Origin of the sequence: Fundidesulfovibrio magnetotacticus (assembly GCF_013019105.1) — a bacterium.
Lineage (GTDB): Bacteria > Desulfobacterota > Desulfovibrionia > Desulfovibrionales > Desulfovibrionaceae > Fundidesulfovibrio > Fundidesulfovibrio magnetotacticus.
Map to the genome: position 1 here is coordinate 1 of NZ_BLTE01000001.1, position 16,222 is coordinate 16,222.

The window sequence follows — 16,222 nt, forward strand, 5'->3', positions numbered from 1 at the left end:
CTTGCTGGCAAGACTGTCGTCGCTGGTGAAGCCCGCGAAGCGGAGTGGGAGTGCAGAGGGCGTAGCCCTTTGCCCGCCGGAGGCATATTCTCCGACCGCCCTGCCGCCCCTCCCGCCGACGCGAAGCAATTGCCGGGGTCCAGGGGGAGGCTCTCTCCCTGGCGGGTGCAGGGCGGAGCCCTCTTTGGCGGGTCTGAGACGGTGCCCTCTCAGGCAGGACCAGGGCCGCGTCCTGGTCACCGGAGGCATTTGCTCCGCCAGATCCCGCGCCATCTTCCGACAGCAGCTTCGCGTCGCGACAGTTGAGCGTGTGGTTTGGGGCCTGTCCGGTCCTACCGGTCTATTTGACGATCCAGCGGTCGAAGGTGTCGGAGATTTCTTCCGGGGTGAGGGAGGGGGCGTCGTACATTCCTTTGGCCATGCGTTGCCGGAAGGCTTCGTAGAGGACGACGGCGGCCGCAACCGAGACGTTGAGGCTTTGCACCATGCCTTGCATGGGGATGTAGACGTGGTCGGTGACGAGTTCCTGGAGTTCTCCGGCCACGCCGTCGTGTTCGTTGCCCAGGATGACGGCGGTGGGGAGCGTCATGTCCCATTCGTGGAGCGGCTTGGCGTTGCCGCCGAATCCGGTGGAGAGCACCTGGAGGTTGCGTTCGCGCAGGGAGCCCACGAGGTCTCTGGCGGAGCGGTGCCGGACGAGTTCCACCCATTTTTTGGCCGAGGCGGAGCTTTTGTGTCCCAGCTGCGGGAAGGGTGTGTCGGTGTAGAGCAGGTGGGCCTGGCCGACTCCGAAGGCGTCGCAGCTGCGCAGCACGGCGGAGACGTTGTGGGGGTCGTGGATGTTGTTGAGGACGATGGTCAGGTCGTTCTGGCGACGGGCCAGCACGTCGAGGATGCGCTGTTTGCGGTTGTCGGTGCGTTCTCTCATGGGAAGTCCTGTGGGGGGGATGGCCGCCTGCGGGCGGCGAGGAAGGCTTTGTGCCACATTTCGTGAGAAGTAAAGCCCCCGTGTCGCTGGAGCGCCGCGCTGTCGCTGGATCGTTTTGACCCACCCGCACCGTGTTTTGGCGCATTTTTTCACCATCGTTTAACACCTTGAAATCACGCAGGCTAATCGATGCGTGGCGATCTTGCGGCCCCTGACGGGGCACTCCTGCCAGGCCGGAGAGAACCGATCCGGCACGCCTCCACCCCACCTCGCCTTTTCAAGGCCGTATAATAAAAAGATAAATTCGTTTGGTTCGCTCTTTGCTTATACTACTTGATGCAACTGATTATGCTATCCATAGCATAATACATCGTTCACGACCCGTTCGGTTGAGATTGAGTCATGTTGCCACGACTCACAGAATGTTCCATAGGTGTCTTGAGAGGTCCGCATGAGTCGCCAAGCGCCCAGTTCAATCGCCATTGTTCCTGCAGTGCGACGCATGAATCACTCTCTCGCATCATTCTATTGATCTTCACAACGACACTCTAGGAAATTGAAATTTTCATTTTGAAACCAACATGACCAAAGCTGCGTCACGAATTATGCCAAAAATGATACATATCAAGACAGACATACCGTCCGTGCACCACCTCTCCACAGGCTCCGTTGAGGCCCGTGGTCGCGCAAAAAGGAGCGAGCGATGCGCATGATGAAGGGCATGAGGGCCATTCCGGTCCACGAGGCGGTGGGTACGGTGCTCGGACACGACATCACCCGGATCGTCCCGGGCGAGAGCAAGGGCACGGCCTTCCGCAAGGGCCACGTGATCACGCGGGAGGACATCCCGGGGCTGCTCACGGTGGGCAAGGAGCACATCTACGTTTTCGACCTTCAGCAGGGCTTCGTCCACGAGGACGACGCGGCCGTGCGCCTGGCCACCGCGGCCGCTGGCCGGGGCATCGAACTCTCGGACCCGCGCGAGGGCAAGGTGACGCTTCGCGCGCTCGCCCCGGGGCTGCTCAGGATCGATGTGGAACGCCTCACGCGCCTCAACGCCATCCGGGACATGGTGTTCGCCACGCTGCACTCCAACCAGCGCGTGGAGAAGGGGCAGCCCGTGGCGGGCACGCGCGTGGTGCCCTTGGTGATCGAGGACGAAAAGCTCTGCCGCGCGGAGCTGGTGCTGGAGGACGGCCCCATCGTGGAGGTGCTGCCATTCCGCGCGGCGCGGGTGGGCATGGTCACCACGGGCAACGAGGTGTTCAGCGGACGCGTCAAGGACGGCTTCGGCCCCGTGGTGCGCCGCAAGTTCGAGGAGCTGGGCAGCAAGGTGTTCCGGCAGGCCGTGGTCAACGACGAAATCGGCATGTGCGTGGGGGCCATCCGTGAGCTGCTGGCCGAGGGGGCGGACATGATCGTGGTCACGGGCGGCATGTCCGTGGACCCCGACGACCAGACCCCGGCCAGCATACGCGAGGCGGGCGGGCGCGTGATCACCTACGGCGCGCCCGTCCTGCCCGGGGCCATGTTCATGCTGGCCATGATCGGCGAGGTGCCGGTGCTCGGGCTGCCCGGGTGCGTGATGTACCACAAGGCCAGCATTTTCGACCTAGTGGTCCCCAGGCTTCTGGCGGGCCAATCCGTGGGCGCGAGAGACATCGCGGCCATGGGGCACGGCGGGCTCTGCCTGGGCTGCCCCGAGTGCCGCCATCCGGCGTGCCCGTTCGGCAAAGGCGCATGATCCCGGCAAAACCCCCGGGACTATTCCATCAAGACGGCAACCGATCCGACGAAGGAGGCAGGGAATGATCAAGCGGAGTCTCGTTCTCAACGGCAAACCCCAGACCGTGGTCACGGACCAGGAAGAGACCCTGGCCAACGTGCTGCGCAAGCAGCTCAAGCTCACCGGCACCAAAGTGGGCTGCGGCGAAGGCCAGTGCGGCGCGTGCAACGTGATCGTGAACGGCAAGCTCACGCGCTCCTGCGTGACCAAGTTCAAGCGCGTGGCCGACGGCGCGGAAATCTGGACCATCGAGGGCATCGGCCAGCCCGGCAACCTGCACCCGCTCCAGCTGGCCTGGATGGTGCACGGCGGCGCGCAGTGCGGCTTCTGCTCCCCCGGCTTCATCGTCTCCGCCAAGGCCCTGCTGGACGCCACCCCCAACCCCACCCGCACCGAGGTGCGCGAATGGTTCCAGAAGAACCGCAACGCCTGCCGCTGCACCGGCTACAAGCCCCTGGTGGACGCCGTGATGGACGCCGCCAAGGTGCTCAACGGCAAGCTCAAGGCCTCCGACCTGGCTTTCAAGCTGCCCGCCGACGGCCGCATCTGGGGCACCAACTTCCCCCGCCCCACCGCCGAGGCCAAGGTGACCGGCACCTGCGACTACGGCGCGGACCTGGGCGTGAAGATGCCCGAGAACACCCTGCAGCTGGCCCTGGTGCAGGCCACGGTTTCCCACGCCAAGATCAAGTCCATCGACACCTCCGAGGCACTGAAGATGCCCGGCGTGCACAGCGTGGTCACCCACAAGGACGTGAAGGGCAAGAACCGCATCACGGGCCTGATCACCTTCCCCACCAACAAGGGCGACGGATGGGACCGCCCCATCCTCTGCGACGAGAAGGTGTTCCAGTACGGCGACGCCATCGCCATCGTCTGCGCGGACACCGAGAAGAACGCCAAGGCGGCGGCCGAAAAAGTGAAAGTGGAACTTGAAGAACTGCCGGCCTACATGAGCGCCCCGGCGGCCATGGCCGACGACGCCATCGAGATCCATCCCGGCACCCCCAACATCTACTTCATCCAGAAGATCGCCAAGGGCGAAGAGACCAAGCCCGTCTTCGACAAGGCCGACGTGGTGGTGGAAGACGACTTCTACGTGGGACGCCAGCCCCACATGCCCATCGAGCCGGACGTAGGCTTCGCCTACCTCAACGACGAGGGCAAGCTGGTGATCCACTCCAAGTCCATCGGCCTGCACCTGCACCTCTACATGATCGCTCCGGGCCTTGGCGTCGAGGCCGACAAGCTGGTCATGATCCAGAACCCGGCGGGCGGCACCTTCGGCTACAAGTTCAGCCCCACCATGGAAGCCCTGGTGGGCGTGGCCGCCCTGGCCACCGGCCGCCCGGTGTTCCTGTGCTACGATTATCACCAGCAGCAGACCTACACCGGCAAGCGCTCGCCCTTCTTCATGAACGTGCGCCTGGCCGCCGGAAAGGACGGCAAGCTCCTGGGCATGGAATCCGACTGGACCGTGGACCACGGCCCCTACTCGGAGTTCGGCGACCTCTTGACCCTGCGCGGCGCGCAGTTCATCGGCGCGGGTTATTCCATCCCCAGCATCCGGGGCGAAGGCCGCACCGTGTGCACCAACCACGCATGGGGCTCGGCCTTCCGCGGTTACGGATCGCCCCAGAGCGAGTTCGCTTCGGAAGTGCTCATGGACGAGCTGGCCGAAAAGCTCGGCATGGACCCCCTGGAGCTGCGCTACCTCAACTGCTACCGCAAGGGCGACACCACCCCCAACGGCCAGGAGCCCGAAGTCCTGAGCCTGCCGGAGATGATCGACATCCTGCGCCCCAAGTACCAGGCCGCCAAAGCCAAGGCCGCGAAGAACTCCACCGCCGAGGTCAAGCGCGGCGTGGGCATCTCCCTTGGCGTGTACGGCGCGGGCCTGGACGGCCCCGACGCCTCCGAGGCGTATGTTGAGCTCAACCCCGACAACACCATCACCATCTTCAACACCTGGGAAGACCACGGCCAGGGCGCGGACATGGGCTCGCTCGGCACCGCGCACGAGGCCCTGCGTCCCATGGGCGTGAAGCCCGAGCAGATCAAGCTGGTGATGAACGACACCAGCGTCGCCCCCAACTCCGGCCCGGCGGGCGGCAGCCGCTCCCAGGTCATGGTGGGCAAGGCCATCATCGCGGGCTGCGAACTGCTCATGGCCGCCATGCGCAAGGCCGACAAGACCTACCGCACCTACGACGAGATGGTGGCCGAGAATATCCCCACCAAGTACACCGGCCAGTGGACCGCCCCGGCCACCCACTGCGACACCAACGGCGTGGGCAACCCCTTCAGCTGCTACATGTACGGCCTGTTCATGTCCGAAGTGGCCGTTGAAGTGGCCACCGGCAAGACCACCGTGGAGAAGATGACCCTGGTGGCCGACGTCGGCACCCTGTGCAACAAGCTCGTGGTGGACGGCCAGATGTACGGCGGCATCGCCCAGGGCATCGGCCTGGCCCTCTCCGAGGACTTCGAGGACATCAAGAAGCACTCCACCCTGGTGGGCGCGGGCTTCCCCTACACCCAGCAGATCCCCGATGACATGGAACTGATCTACGTGGAGACCCCGCGCGAGCACGGCCCCCACGGCGCGTCCGGCACGGGCGAGCTGCCGCTCACCTGCCCCCACGCGGCGGTGATCAACGCCATCTACAACGCCTGCGGCGTGCGCATCACCAAGCTCCCGGCCCTGCCGGAAAAGGTGCTGGCGGGCCTCAAGGCCAAGCAGTAACGTGAGCGCGCCGGTCCACGGACCGGCGCGATCGCTCACTCCAACAAGGGAGCGGGGGCCGTTGCGCCCCGCTCCCTCCCCCTTGGAAGGCCCATGGAACAACGCGACCTCAGAGACTGGGAACGGCGCTGCATCCAGGAGGAACAGCCCGCCTGCCAGGCCGCCTGCCCCCTCCACGTGGACGTGCGAGCCTTCATGGAGCGCATGCGCGCGGGCGACCACGACGGCGCGCGCAAGGTCCTGGACAGGACCATGCCGCTTCCAGGCATCCTGGCCCGCATCTGCGACCACCCCTGCGAAAACGCCTGCATCCGACGCGACGCGGGCGGGACGCTGGCCGTGGGCGAACTGGAACGCGCTTGCATCCGGCTGGCCAGGCCCTCGCCCAAACCCCTGACGCTCCCCGGCAGGGGCAAGCGCGCCGCCGTTGCCGGAACAGGCCTCGCAGCCCTGGTCTGCGCCTGGGATCTGGCGCGCAAGGGCCACGAGGTCACTCTTTTCTGCCCCGATCCGGCTCCCGGGGGCCGCCTGCGCGGGCTGCCCCCCCACATCCTGCCTCCAGAGGCCCTGGAGCGCGAGATCGAGCGCCTGCGCGCCCTGGGGGTAGTCCTGCGCCCGGGCGAGGCCTGGCGCGGCGGGCTCGAACCCGATTACGACGCGGCTTTCGTGGAACACGGCCAGCCCGGATGCCCGGAACGCCGCGAAGAGGTCGATGCCGTGACCCTCTCGTCCGGGGCCCCCGGCGTCTTCCACGGCGGTTGGCCCGCAGCCGGGGGTGGCCTTTCCTCCATGGCTGAGGCTGCGGACGGTCGCCGCGCAGCGGCATCCATTGACCGGTTCATGACCGGGGCGTCCCTCACCGCCGAGCGCGACAAGGAAGGGGCCTGCGCAACGCGCCTTTTCACCTCCCTGGAGGGCGTGGCGCCCCTGCCCCGCCTGGAGCCTGACGACGCCCAAGGCTACGCCGACCCGGCCCGGGCCTCGGCCGAGGCCGCGCGCTGCCTGCTTTGCCAGTGCCTGGAATGCGTGAAGCGCTGCACCTATCTTGAGCGCCACAAAGGCTATCCCAAAAAGTACGCCCGCCAGATCTACAACAACGCGGCCATCGTTCAGGGCGTGCACCAGGCCAACCGCATGGTCAATTCGTGCAGCCTCTGCGGGCTGTGCGCTTCGGTGTGCCCCGAAGGCTTTTCCATGGCCGAACTGTGCCTCACGGCCAGACGCGACATGGTGGAGCGCGGCAAAATGCCCCCCTCGGTCCACGAGTTCGCCCTGGAGGACATGGCCTTCAACAACGGTCCGGCCTTCGCCCTGGCCCGCCATGAGCCGGGGCGCTCCCGAAGCTCCCACCTCTTCTTCCCCGGCTGCCAGCTGGCCGCCTCACGCCCCGGCCACGTGGAGAGCGCCTACGCCTTCCTGCGCGGCCGCCTGGAGGGAGGCGTGGGGCTCATGCTGGGCTGCTGCGGCGCGCCCGCCCTGTGGTCCGGCAGGGAGGAGCTGTTCCGGAACTCCCTGCGCGACCTCGAAGCCAGCTGGGAGGCCCTGGGCCGTCCGCGCGTCGTCACGGCCTGCGCCTCGTGCCTCGCGCTCTTTGGCGAGCACGCGCCGCATCTCGGGGCCGTCTCGCTCTGGGAGGTCCTGGATGCGGCCCCGCTGCCCGAGCCCACGGGGGCGCGCCCGGACGGCCCCGTGGCCGTGCACGATCCCTGCACCCTGCGCCACGCCCCCGGCGTGCGCGGGGCCGTGCGCGCCGTGCTCGCCCGCCTGGGCGTGCCCTTCGAGGAACTGCCCCGGGGCGGCGAACGCACCGAGTGCTGCGGCTACGGCGGACTCATGGCCGAGGCCGATCCCGAACTGGCCCGCGAGGTCACGGCCCGTCAGGCGTCCCAGAGCCCCCTGGACTACGCCGCCTCCTGCGCCATGTGCCGCGACAGGCTGGCCCGCCAGGGCAAGCGGACCTGGCACGCCCTGGACTTCGTGTTCCCCGGCCCCCTCCATGCCCCCGAAGCCGCCGGGCCGGGCCTCTCGGATCGCCAGGAGTCGCGCGCGCGCCTGAAAGCCGCCCTGCTGCGCGACGTGTGGGGCGAAATCCCCGACGAGGACGCGCCGCAAGGCCCCTCCATCGTGCTCGGCCCCGAGGCCGCCGCGCTCCTGGAGGACCGGCGCATCCTGCGCGAAGACCTGCGCGCCGTGCTCGCCCACGCCCGGGCGTCGGGCGCGTTCTTCACAGACCGCTCCACGGGACGCTCGCTGGCCAGCCTGCGCCCCCGACGCGTCACCTTCTGGGCGCTGTACTCCCCGAGCGGCGAGGGCTTCGAGGTCCACCGCGCCTGGAGCCACCGCATGGAGGTCCCTCCGGCGGCGGCCGGGGAGGCGGGCAAGGGGTCGGCCGAACTGGTCTACCTGCCGGAAGCGGGCGACTGGGCCTGCTCCTGCGGGGAACCTCTCGCGCCGCGCCCCGTGGACGTGTCCTATCTGGGCAGCGGATTCCGCATCACGCTCCTGGCCTGCTCCTCCTGCAGCGCGTCGCTGGTCCCCGAAAGCCTGGCAACGGGCAAAATGGCCCAGGTGGAAGCCCTCCTGGAGGACAAGTAGCGTGGGCGAACCAAGGCTCTTCGAGCTAGAGGACTTCCTGCGCGCCGCCGGGCCCGCCCTGCGCCCCGGCGGCACGACCCTCACCGCCCTGGCCCTGGAGCACTGCCGCCTGCCCGAAGGCGCCCTGGTGGCGGACGTGGGCTGCGGGCGCGGCGCGTCGCTGGCCCTGCTGGAGGGCAAGGGGTTTCGCGCCGTGGGCATCGACCCTTCCGCCGCGCTGCTCTCCCAGGCCCCTCGCGAGGCCCCCGGGGCGCGGCTGGCCCTGGGGCGCGCCGAGGCCCTGCCGTTCAAGCCCGGCCGCTTCGCCGCCGCCTTCTGTGAATGCGTGCTCTCCCTGACCGCCGACCCGCTCCGGGCATTGCGGGAGATCAGGCGGGTCCTGGCCGTCGGAGGCTTCCTCGCGCTCTCGGACCTCTACCTGCGCGACCCCCAGGCAGGCGGGGCTGAACCGCCCCCGGGCTGCGCCTCGGGAACCGTGTCCCGCCAGACCCTGGAGGAACGCCTTCGCCAGGCCGGGTTCGCTGTGCTGGTCTTCGTGGACCACAGCCGCCTGCTGGCGGAATTGGCCGGGCGACTGCTCTTCGCGGGCCTCTCCATCAAAGACCTGGGCCTGGGCGGCCCCTGCCGGGGCAGACCCGGCTACTGCTTGTGCATCGCCCAACGGGAGGACTAGATGAGCCGCTACCTCATGGACATCCTGCCCCTGGCCGCCAGGGGCTACTGTTGCAGCCAGATTCTGGGGCTCCTGGCCCTCAGCGCCCAGGACGCCGACAACCCCGGCCTGGTGCGCGCCCTGGGGGGCCTGTGCCACGGCATGGGCCAGTGCGGCCGCACGTGCGGCGTGCTCACGGGCGGGGCCTGCGTCCTCTCCCTGTATCTTGGCCGGGGAGCGGACCACGAAACCGCCTCGGACAAGGCCGACCTGGCCGTCTCGGAGTTCGTGGAGTGGTTCGAGGAGCGCACGGCCCCCTACGGAGGCACGGCCTGCGCGGACATCCTGGGCGAGTGCCACGACGCCAAGCCCGACATGAGCCGCTGCGCGGGGATCATCGGCGACGCCTGGGGACGCATCCTGGAAATCCTCGCGGAGCAGGGCGTGGACCCGGCGCGGCCCAGGGAGTGAGCATGCCCCCGCAGTCCGCGCCGCCCTGCCCGGCCGACACATGGAGCCTCTGCCCCGTCTGCCTGAAGCGCCTGCCCGCCCGCAGGGCCACCCACGGCGACTGCGTGTTCCTGGAGCGCACCTGCCCGGACCACGGCCACTTCCGCGTGCCCGTGTGGGTCGGGGAGCCCGCCCTGTCGTCCTGGCGGCGTCCCAAGACGCCCTCGCCCCCCAATCCCGGGGGCGAAACCGGGCGCGGATGCCCTTACGACTGCGGCCTTTGCGCCGCCCACGCCCAGCACACCTGCACCGCCCTGGTGGAGGTGACCGGACGCTGCGACCTGTGCTGCCCGGTCTGCTTCGCCGACTCCGGCCACGGCGCGTCGGCCGACCCCTCCCTGGAAGCCCTGCGTCGCCGCCTGGTCGCGTTGCGTCTCCAGGCAGGAGCGTGCAACCTCCAGCTCTCCGGCGGGGAGCCCACCGTGCGCGACGACCTCCCTGAGATCGTGGCCGCCGCGCGGGAGGCGAGGTTCGCCTTCGTGCAACTCAACACCAACGGTCTGCGCCTGGCCCGCGAACACGGCTACGCCGCGCGTCTTGCCCGGGCCGGCCTGGCCTCGGTGTTCCTCCAGTTCGACGGCTCCGACGCGGCCTGCGCCGCCCTGAGGGGCCGCGCGCTCCTCTCGGAGAAGCTCGCGGCAGTGGAGGCCTGCGCCCGGGCCGGGCTGGGGGTGGTGCTCGTGCCCACGGTGGCGCGCGGGGTCAACGAGGGGGAGCTGGGGGCGATCCTCGCCCTGGCCCTGTCCCTGGCCCCCGGGGTGCGCGGGGTGCATTTCCAGCCCATGGCCGCCTTCGGCCGCCGCCCCGGCAAGCCCGGCGAGCGCGGCCTGCACGGCCCCACCCTGCCGGAGACGCTGCGGCTCCTGGTGGCGCAATCCGAAGGGCTCCTGCGCGCGGAGCATTTCCATCCTCCAGGATGTGAGCACGCCATGTGCTCCTTCTCGGGCACGTTCCTGCGCGAGGGGCACGGGCTCAAGCCCCTGGGGGATGCGGCGGGCGGCTGTTGCCCGGAGCCGTCGCCCCAGGTCCCGTCGGCCCTGGAGGGCGCAACGGCATCCCGGGCCTTCACCGCGCGCCAGTGGGCCGCGCCGCCGCCCGAGCCAGCCCCCGGACTTGCCGCCGACGATTTCGACCGCTTCCTTGCGCAAGCCGGGAGTTCCAACCGCTTCAGCATCTCCTGCATGGCCTTCCAGGACGCCTGGACCGTGGACCTGGAACGCCTGCGCGGCTGCTGCATCCACGTGAGCCAGCCCGACGGCGGCCTGATCCCCTTCTGCGCCTTGAACATCGTTTCGTCCACGGGAAGGCCCCTGCACCGCGAAGGAGGCCTGCCGTGACGCGCTGCCCACTGGACGCCTGGATCGAGGCCCGAACCGGCGTGTCCGGCCCCGATCCCGCCGCGTTGCGTCGCTGGCAGATCGAAAGCCTCTTCAAAATAGCCGAGTGGGCCAGGGCGCAAAGTCCGCTCTACGCCGCGCGACTGGCCGGGGTGAACCTCTCATCCAGGGACTCCGCCGCCCTGCCGTTCACAACGCCCGACGATCTGCGCGGCCGCGCGCACGACCTGCTCTGCGTCTCCCAGGACGAGGTGGAGCGCGTGGTGACACTCACCACCTCCGGCACCACCGGCAGCTCCAAGCGCATCTTCCTTACGGGACACGACCTGGAGTCCACACTGGACTTCTTCCGCCGGGGCATGGCCACCTTCACCGGCCCCGGCGACGCCGTGCTGGTGCTCCTGCCGGGCAGACGCGATGACTGCGCGGCCGTGCTCCTGGCCAGGGCGCTGGAGGAGATCGGCGTGCGCGCGGTGTTGTCGCCCTGGCCCTGCCCGCCGTACGAAGCCCTGCGCCTGGCCGTGAGGGAGGGCGTCACCTGCCTGGCCGCCCTGCCCTCGCAGCTGGCCGCGCTGTTGGCGGAATGTCCCGGCGGGGGCATCGCGAGGGTGGACCGCGCGCTCACCTCCGGCGAACCCGTGTCCGACTCCCTGCGCCTGGCCGCCGCGCGCGCGGGCATCGAGGTCTACGCCCACTACGGCCTCACCGAGACGGGCTTCGGCGGCGGGGTGGAATGCCAGGCCCACAGCGGCTACCATCTGCGCGAGGCAGACATCCTGGTGGAGATCGTGGACCCCTTCACCGGAGCGCCGCTCCTTCCCGGGGCCGACGGCGAGGTGGTGCTGAGCACGCTCTCGCGCGTCGGCATGCCGCTGCTGCGCTACCGCACCGGCGATCTGTCCCGGATGCTCCCCGGCCCCTGTCCCTGCGGCAGCCCCCTGCCCCGGCTCGGCCCCGTCACGGGGCGCATCGTGCGCTCGAGCGGGCACATCCGCATCCAAACCCCTACCAAAGGAACGGCCCAAGCCTCATGACCGATCTCCTGAAGACCCTCACCGGCTGGCTGAGCCAGGGCATGCCCGTGGCCGTTGCCACCATCGTCACCAACGAGGGCTCCACGCCGCGCACGGCCGGGGCCAAGCTCCTGGCGCGCCCGGACGGGACCATGGCGGGCACCGTGGGCGGCGGCCTCGTGGAGGCCCAGGTGCTCCAGGCCGCCGCACGGACACTGGAGAGCGGCGCGTCCGAACTGCTGGACTTCAACCTCACGGGCGAACTGGCCGCCGGGGCGGACATGATCTGCGGCGGAAGGCTGCGGGTGTTCCTGGAGCGCGTGCTCCCCGGCCCCGAGGCGGCGCTCTTCGACCGGCTGGAAGCCCTGCTTTCCGGGGGTCGCGCCTGCCTGCTGGCCACGCCCCTGGACGGCGGCCGACGCGCACTCCTGACCCTGCACGGTGAGCAGGCCCCCTCCGGCTTGCCCCCGGACGTGGAACAGGGCCTGCGCGAGGCCGCCCGGGACATCCAGGCCCCCATGATCCATGAGGCGGCCGACGGCGTGCGCCGCCTCCTGGAGCCGTTCATCCCCCGCCCGCTGCTGGTGGTGGCCGGAGGCGGCCACGTGTCGCTGCCCACTTCGCGCATCGCGGCCATGGTCGGCTTTCGCGTGGCGGTGCTGGACGACAGGCCTGAGTTCGCCAATCCCGAACGGTTTCCCTGGGCGGCCCTGGCCCGGGCCGTGCCCATGGAGCGCTGCCTGGACGGCCTGGACATCGGCCCCGACGCCAGCGTGGCCATCGTCACGCGCGGGCACGTGCACGACGCCCTGGTGCTCTCCCTGGCCCTACGCACCTCCGCCGGGTACGTGGGCATGATCGGCAGCCGCCGCAAGCGCGACGCGGTTTACGACAAGCTGCGCAAGGAAGGCTTCACCGAAACGGACCTGGCCCGCGTGCGCTGCCCCATCGGCCTGGACATCGGGGCGCAGACGCCCGAGGAAATCGCCGTGAGCATCGTGGCCGAACTCATCCAGTCCCGCGCCGTGCGCCAGGGGCTGCCTCTGTGAACCTTCGAGGGCGCAAGGAAGCCGACGCCGGAGCGCGCGCATGACGACGGTTCTTCCGCAAGCGCCGCGCGTGGCGGCGGTGATCCTCGCGGCCGGGCTTTCCTCGCGCATGGAGGGCGGTTTCAAGCCGCTCATGCCCCTGGGCGGGGCCACCGTCCTGGAGCGCGCGGCAGTTCTGTTGCACCAGTGCGGCGCGGAGCACGCGCTGGTCGTGGCGGGCAACAGGGCCTGCGAGGTGAACGCCGAGGCGCAACGCCTGGGCCTGGCCTGCGTGGAGAACCCCGACTTCCTGGAGGGCATGTTCAGTTCCGTGCGCGCGGGCCTGGCGGCCCTGCCCGGAGGCTTCGACGCCGTGCTCGTGCTGCCCGTGGACATCCCCCTGGTGCGCCCTGCCACCGTGCGCCTGCTGCTGGCGTCCTGGCGGGGCCAGGCCGTGGCCTACCCCACATTCGCAGGCGAGCGGGGCCACCCCCCCCTGCTGGCCGCGCGGACCGTGCCCAGCGTGCTGGCCTGGGACGGAAACAGGGGGCTGCGCGGGGCGCTGGAGGCCGTCGAAATGCTCGAACCAGCCCTGGAAACGCCCTGCGCCGACGCCAACATCCTCTTCGACCTGGACACCCCCGAGGACTACCGCGAGGCGGCGTTGCGGGCGGCGCGCCTCTCCCGGCCCGGCACGGCCGAGGCCCTGGCCCTGCTGGCGCTCCACGGCGTGCCGGAGCGGGGCCTGGCCCATGCCCGGGCCGTGGCCCGCGTGGCCGTGGCCCTGGCGGACGCGCTCAACGCACGGCGCGTCCTCTCCGGCGCGCTGCCGCCGCTGGACACGGAGCTGATCGAGTCCGCCGCCCTGCTCCACGACATCGCCAAGGGCCGCCCCGGACACGAGGCCCTGGGCGGGCGCATCCTGGATGCCGCAGGTTTTCCCGAGGCCGCGCGCATCGTGGAGGCCCACCGCGACCTGAGCCTGCCGGAAGAAGCCCCCCTCACCGGGCGCGAGGTGGTCTACCTGGCCGACAAGCTGGCCCGGGGGGCGCAGTTGGTGGAGGTGTCCCGGCGCTTCCAGGAAAAGCTGGACCGCTTCGGGGCCGATCCCGAGGCCTTCCGGGCCATCAGCGGACGGCGCGACCGCGCCCTGTCCATGCTCGCGCGGGTGGAGCGCGAGGCGGGCTGGCCCGTGGCGGAAATCCTCCGGCGCGCGGGGCTCCCCGCCCCGGTCGGGGGCGGCGCGTGAGCCGCGTGCTTTACCTGATGCGCCACGGAGCCACGCCCGTGGAAACGCCCCGGCTTTTCCTGGGACGCACGGACGCGCCCCTCTCGGATCTGGGCCGCGCCCAGGCCCTGCGCTGGCGCGACGCCCTGGCGAGCTTCCCCCTGGACGCGGCGTGGTGCTCGCCCCTGGCGCGCGCCCGGGAGACGGCGCTCCTGGCCCTGTCGGGAAGGGGCATGGTGCGCGCGCGCTCCACGGACGGGACGGAGGCCGCGACCCGGCCCCAGGATGCGGAACATCCGAAGCTGGCACTGGATGCGAAGCATCCGGCTCTGGCACTGGATGCGAAGCATCCGGCTCTGGCGCGGCAGGCGGAGCATCCGGCCCTGAACGGCCAGACGCGGACCGCGCCATCGGCGGGACCGGCGGAAGCCCTGATTCTGCCGGAGCTGGCGGAAATCGACCTGGGCGCGTGGGAAGGGCTCAGCGTGGAGGAGGTGCGGCGGCAATTCCCCGGGCAGTACGAGGCGCGCGGCCGGGATCTGGCGGGCTTCCGCCCTCCCGGCGGCGAGAGTTTCCAGGACGTGGCCCGGCGCGCAGCCAGGGCGCTGGACGCCATGGCCCGCGCCGCCGGCCCCGGGCCGTGGCGCATCCTGGCCGTGGCCCACGCGGGGTTCAACCGGGCGCTCCTGTGCTCCCTGCTGGGCATCCCCCTGGAGCGGCTCTTCTGCCTGGGGCAGGATCACGCCTGCCTGAGCGTGCTCTCCCTGGACGGCGAGCGCCCCGCGCTTCAAGCCCTGAACCTGCCGCCGGGGACCAATCCGCCAGTATGAGAGGGCCGCCAGGGCCGTGCTCCGATCCGGGCGTGCTGCAGAACCAGACGATCTTTACCTGGGGGACAGACGCGCTGTGTCCGGGCCACTCCCCTCACGGGCCGTGGGCAGTCCCTCCTGGTGCGCCCCCAAACGCCGTCCCTGCGGATTCACACGGCAGCCGCGACCATCGCTCGTCCTTTTGAAAAGCATCTTCCGGCCTTTCAAGGCCGCCCCGCTGGACGTGGCGCGTCAGGCAGGCTCCAGGCCGTACTCCAGGATCTTGCGGTAGAGGGTCTTGCGGCTGATGCCCAGGGACTGGGCCGCCAGGGAGCGGTTGCCGTTGTGGTACTGCAGCACGCGGCGGATGTGGCTGCGCTCCACGGCCTCCAGGGAGAGGATGCCGGGCTGGTCCTCGCCTTTGTCGATCAGTTCCCGGGGCAGGACGTGCTCGGTGATCAGGCCGTTCTCGGCCAGGATCATGCCGCGCTCGATGACGTTGCGCAGTTCGCGGATGTTGCCCGGCCATTCGTAGCCCAAAAGGCAGCGCATTGCCCCCTCGGTGATGGTGCAGGGGGGCTGCCCGGCGCGCAGGCGGCTCAGGAAGTGCTCCACCAGCAGGGGGATGTCCTCCTTGCGCTCGGCCAGGCGCGGGATGTGGATGTTGAAGACGTTGATGCGGTGGAAGAGCGCCTCGTGGAAGCGCCCGGCCTCCACCTCGGTCTGGAGGTTGCGGTTGGTGGCGAAGAGGCAGCGGATGTCGGTGTGGCGTTCGTCCTTCTCGCCCACGCGGCGGTAGGTCTTGCTCTCCAGCACGCGCAGGAGCGAAGCCTGCACCTCCAGGGGCAGTTCGCCGATCTCGTCCAGGAAGAGCGTGCCCTGGTGGGCGAAGGTCATGAGCCCTTCCTGGCTCTCGGTGGCCCCGGTGAAGGCCCCCCGGCAGTGCCCGAAGAGTTCGCTGCGCGAGAGGTCCTTCTGAAGCGTCGCGCAGTTCTTGATGATGAGCGGCTTCTCCGCCCGGCGGCTGGAGGTGTGTATGGCGTGGGCCACCACGTCTTTGCCCACGCCGGACTCGCCCGTGATGAGCACGGGCACCTCCGTGGGGGCCACCTTCTCCACCAGGAAGCGGATCTGCTTCAAGGCCTGGGAAAGCCCCACCAGCGGCGGGGGCTTCACGCTCATCTGGGAGTGCTTGAGGCTGCGGTTCTCCCGGCGCAGGCACACCCGCTGCCAGGCCCGCTCGATGACGATCTCCACCTCGTCGAGCTTGAAGGGCTTGGTGAGGTAGTCGTAGGCCCCGAGCTTCATGGCCTCCACGGCGCTGTCGATGTTGCCGTGGCCGGTGATGATGATCACCTCCACGTCCGGGATACGCCCCCGGAACTCCACCAGCAGCTCCAGGCCCGCGGCGTCGGGCAGGCGCAGGTCCAGGAGCACAATGTCGTACTGGTTCTTGCGCGTCAGGTCCCGGGCCTGACGGCCCGTGCCCGCCGTGTGCACGGTGCGGTGCGGGGCGGCCAGTTCCTTCTTGAAGAGCTTGGTCAGGGACTGTTCGTCGTCCACCACCAGGAGGGTGTAGGGGCTGGTCAC

Annotated in this window: 12 protein-coding genes; 10 read left to right on the plus strand and 2 right to left on the minus strand. The window is 69.9% G+C overall.

All coding sequences use genetic code 11. From position 1 onward, the window contains the following. Nucleotides 1–340: 340 nt before the first annotated feature. Nucleotides 341–928, minus strand: coding sequence for a TrmH family RNA methyltransferase (locus NNJEOMEG_RS00005; protein ID WP_173080082.1), 588 nt, complete (start codon nucleotides 926–928; stop codon nucleotides 341–343). Between the two features lie 721 nt (nucleotides 929–1,649). Between NNJEOMEG_RS00005 and NNJEOMEG_RS00010 the strand changes: the two genes are divergently transcribed. The 10 genes from NNJEOMEG_RS00010 (at nucleotide 1,650) to NNJEOMEG_RS00055 (ending at nucleotide 14,653) form a co-directional block, all read left to right on the plus strand. Then, a complete protein-coding gene (locus tag NNJEOMEG_RS00010) occupies nucleotides 1,650–2,672 on the plus strand; it encodes a molybdopterin-binding protein (protein WP_173081151.1) in 1,023 nt (340 codons plus the stop codon). A 64-nt stretch (nucleotides 2,673–2,736) separates the two neighbouring features. Further along, complete coding sequence (locus tag NNJEOMEG_RS00015; RefSeq protein ID WP_173080084.1) at nucleotides 2,737–5,460, plus strand: molybdopterin-dependent aldehyde oxidoreductase; 2,724 nt, start codon at nucleotides 2,737–2,739, stop codon at nucleotides 5,458–5,460. Nucleotides 5,461–5,553: 93 nt separating this feature from the next. Then, on the plus strand, nucleotides 5,554–8,055 hold the full coding sequence (locus tag NNJEOMEG_RS00020; RefSeq protein WP_173080086.1) for a pyridine nucleotide-disulfide oxidoreductase/dicluster-binding protein: 2,502 nt from the start codon (nucleotides 5,554–5,556) through the stop codon (nucleotides 8,053–8,055). Nucleotide 8,056: 1 nt separating this feature from the next. After that, complete coding sequence (gene trsM, locus NNJEOMEG_RS00025) at nucleotides 8,057–8,728, plus strand: DVU_1556 family methyltransferase (protein ID WP_173080088.1); 672 nt, start codon at nucleotides 8,057–8,059, stop codon at nucleotides 8,726–8,728. Then, nucleotides 8,729–9,178: a DVU_1555 family C-GCAxxG-C-C protein gene (locus NNJEOMEG_RS00030; RefSeq protein ID WP_173080090.1), complete on the plus strand. Its 450-nt coding sequence runs from the start codon at nucleotides 8,729–8,731 to the stop codon at nucleotides 9,176–9,178. Nucleotides 9,179–9,180: 2 nt separating this feature from the next. Beyond that, complete coding sequence (trsS, locus tag NNJEOMEG_RS00035; RefSeq protein ID WP_173080092.1) at nucleotides 9,181–10,554, plus strand: radical SAM (seleno)protein TrsS; 1,374 nt, start codon at nucleotides 9,181–9,183, stop codon at nucleotides 10,552–10,554. After that, entirely contained in the window at nucleotides 10,551–11,588 is a 1,038-nt protein-coding gene (locus NNJEOMEG_RS00040; RefSeq protein WP_173080094.1) for a DVU_1553 family AMP-dependent CoA ligase, read from the plus strand. Before trsS ends, NNJEOMEG_RS00040 begins: the two co-directional genes overlap by 4 nt. Next, nucleotides 11,585–12,616, plus strand: coding sequence for an XdhC family aldehyde oxidoreductase maturation factor (locus tag NNJEOMEG_RS00045; RefSeq protein WP_173080096.1), 1,032 nt, complete (start codon nucleotides 11,585–11,587; stop codon nucleotides 12,614–12,616). Before NNJEOMEG_RS00040 ends, NNJEOMEG_RS00045 begins: the two co-directional genes overlap by 4 nt. A 40-nt stretch (nucleotides 12,617–12,656) precedes the next feature. Next, the gene (locus NNJEOMEG_RS00050; RefSeq protein WP_173080098.1) at nucleotides 12,657–13,844 is read left to right on the plus strand and encodes a DVU_1551 family NTP transferase; all 1,188 of its coding nucleotides are present in this window, start codon (nucleotides 12,657–12,659) and stop codon (nucleotides 13,842–13,844) included. After that, nucleotides 13,841–14,653, plus strand: a complete 813-nt coding sequence (locus NNJEOMEG_RS00055) for a histidine phosphatase family protein (protein WP_173080100.1) — start codon at nucleotides 13,841–13,843, stop codon at nucleotides 14,651–14,653. The genes NNJEOMEG_RS00050 and NNJEOMEG_RS00055 overlap by 4 nt, the downstream gene beginning before the upstream one ends. A 231-nt stretch (nucleotides 14,654–14,884) precedes the next feature. Here NNJEOMEG_RS00055 and NNJEOMEG_RS00060 read toward each other — a convergent pair whose 3' ends face one another. Beyond that, nucleotides 14,885–16,222 (minus strand): sigma-54-dependent transcriptional regulator, encoded by a 1,338-nt coding sequence (locus tag NNJEOMEG_RS00060; RefSeq protein WP_173080102.1) that lies wholly within the window; start codon nucleotides 16,220–16,222, stop codon nucleotides 14,885–14,887.

Excerpts from the sequence above, each read along its gene's own strand:
- NNJEOMEG_RS00005 (WP_173080082.1), bottom strand. The coding sequence starts at position 928 with ATGAGAGAACGCACCGACAACCGCAAACAGCGCATCCTCGACGTGCTG.
- NNJEOMEG_RS00010 (WP_173081151.1), top strand. The coding sequence starts at position 1,650 with ATGAGGGCCATTCCGGTCCACGAGGCGGTGGGTACGGTGCTCGGACAC.
- NNJEOMEG_RS00015 (WP_173080084.1), top strand. The coding sequence starts at position 2,737 with ATGATCAAGCGGAGTCTCGTTCTCAACGGCAAACCCCAGACCGTGGTC.
- NNJEOMEG_RS00020 (WP_173080086.1), top strand. The coding sequence starts at position 5,554 with ATGGAACAACGCGACCTCAGAGACTGGGAACGGCGCTGCATCCAGGAG.
- NNJEOMEG_RS00030 (WP_173080090.1), top strand. The coding sequence starts at position 8,729 with ATGAGCCGCTACCTCATGGACATCCTGCCCCTGGCCGCCAGGGGCTAC.
- trsS (WP_173080092.1), top strand. The coding sequence starts at position 9,181 with ATGCCCCCGCAGTCCGCGCCGCCCTGCCCGGCCGACACATGGAGCCTC.
- NNJEOMEG_RS00045 (WP_173080096.1), top strand. The coding sequence starts at position 11,585 with ATGACCGATCTCCTGAAGACCCTCACCGGCTGGCTGAGCCAGGGCATG.
- NNJEOMEG_RS00050 (WP_173080098.1), top strand. The coding sequence starts at position 12,657 with ATGACGACGGTTCTTCCGCAAGCGCCGCGCGTGGCGGCGGTGATCCTC.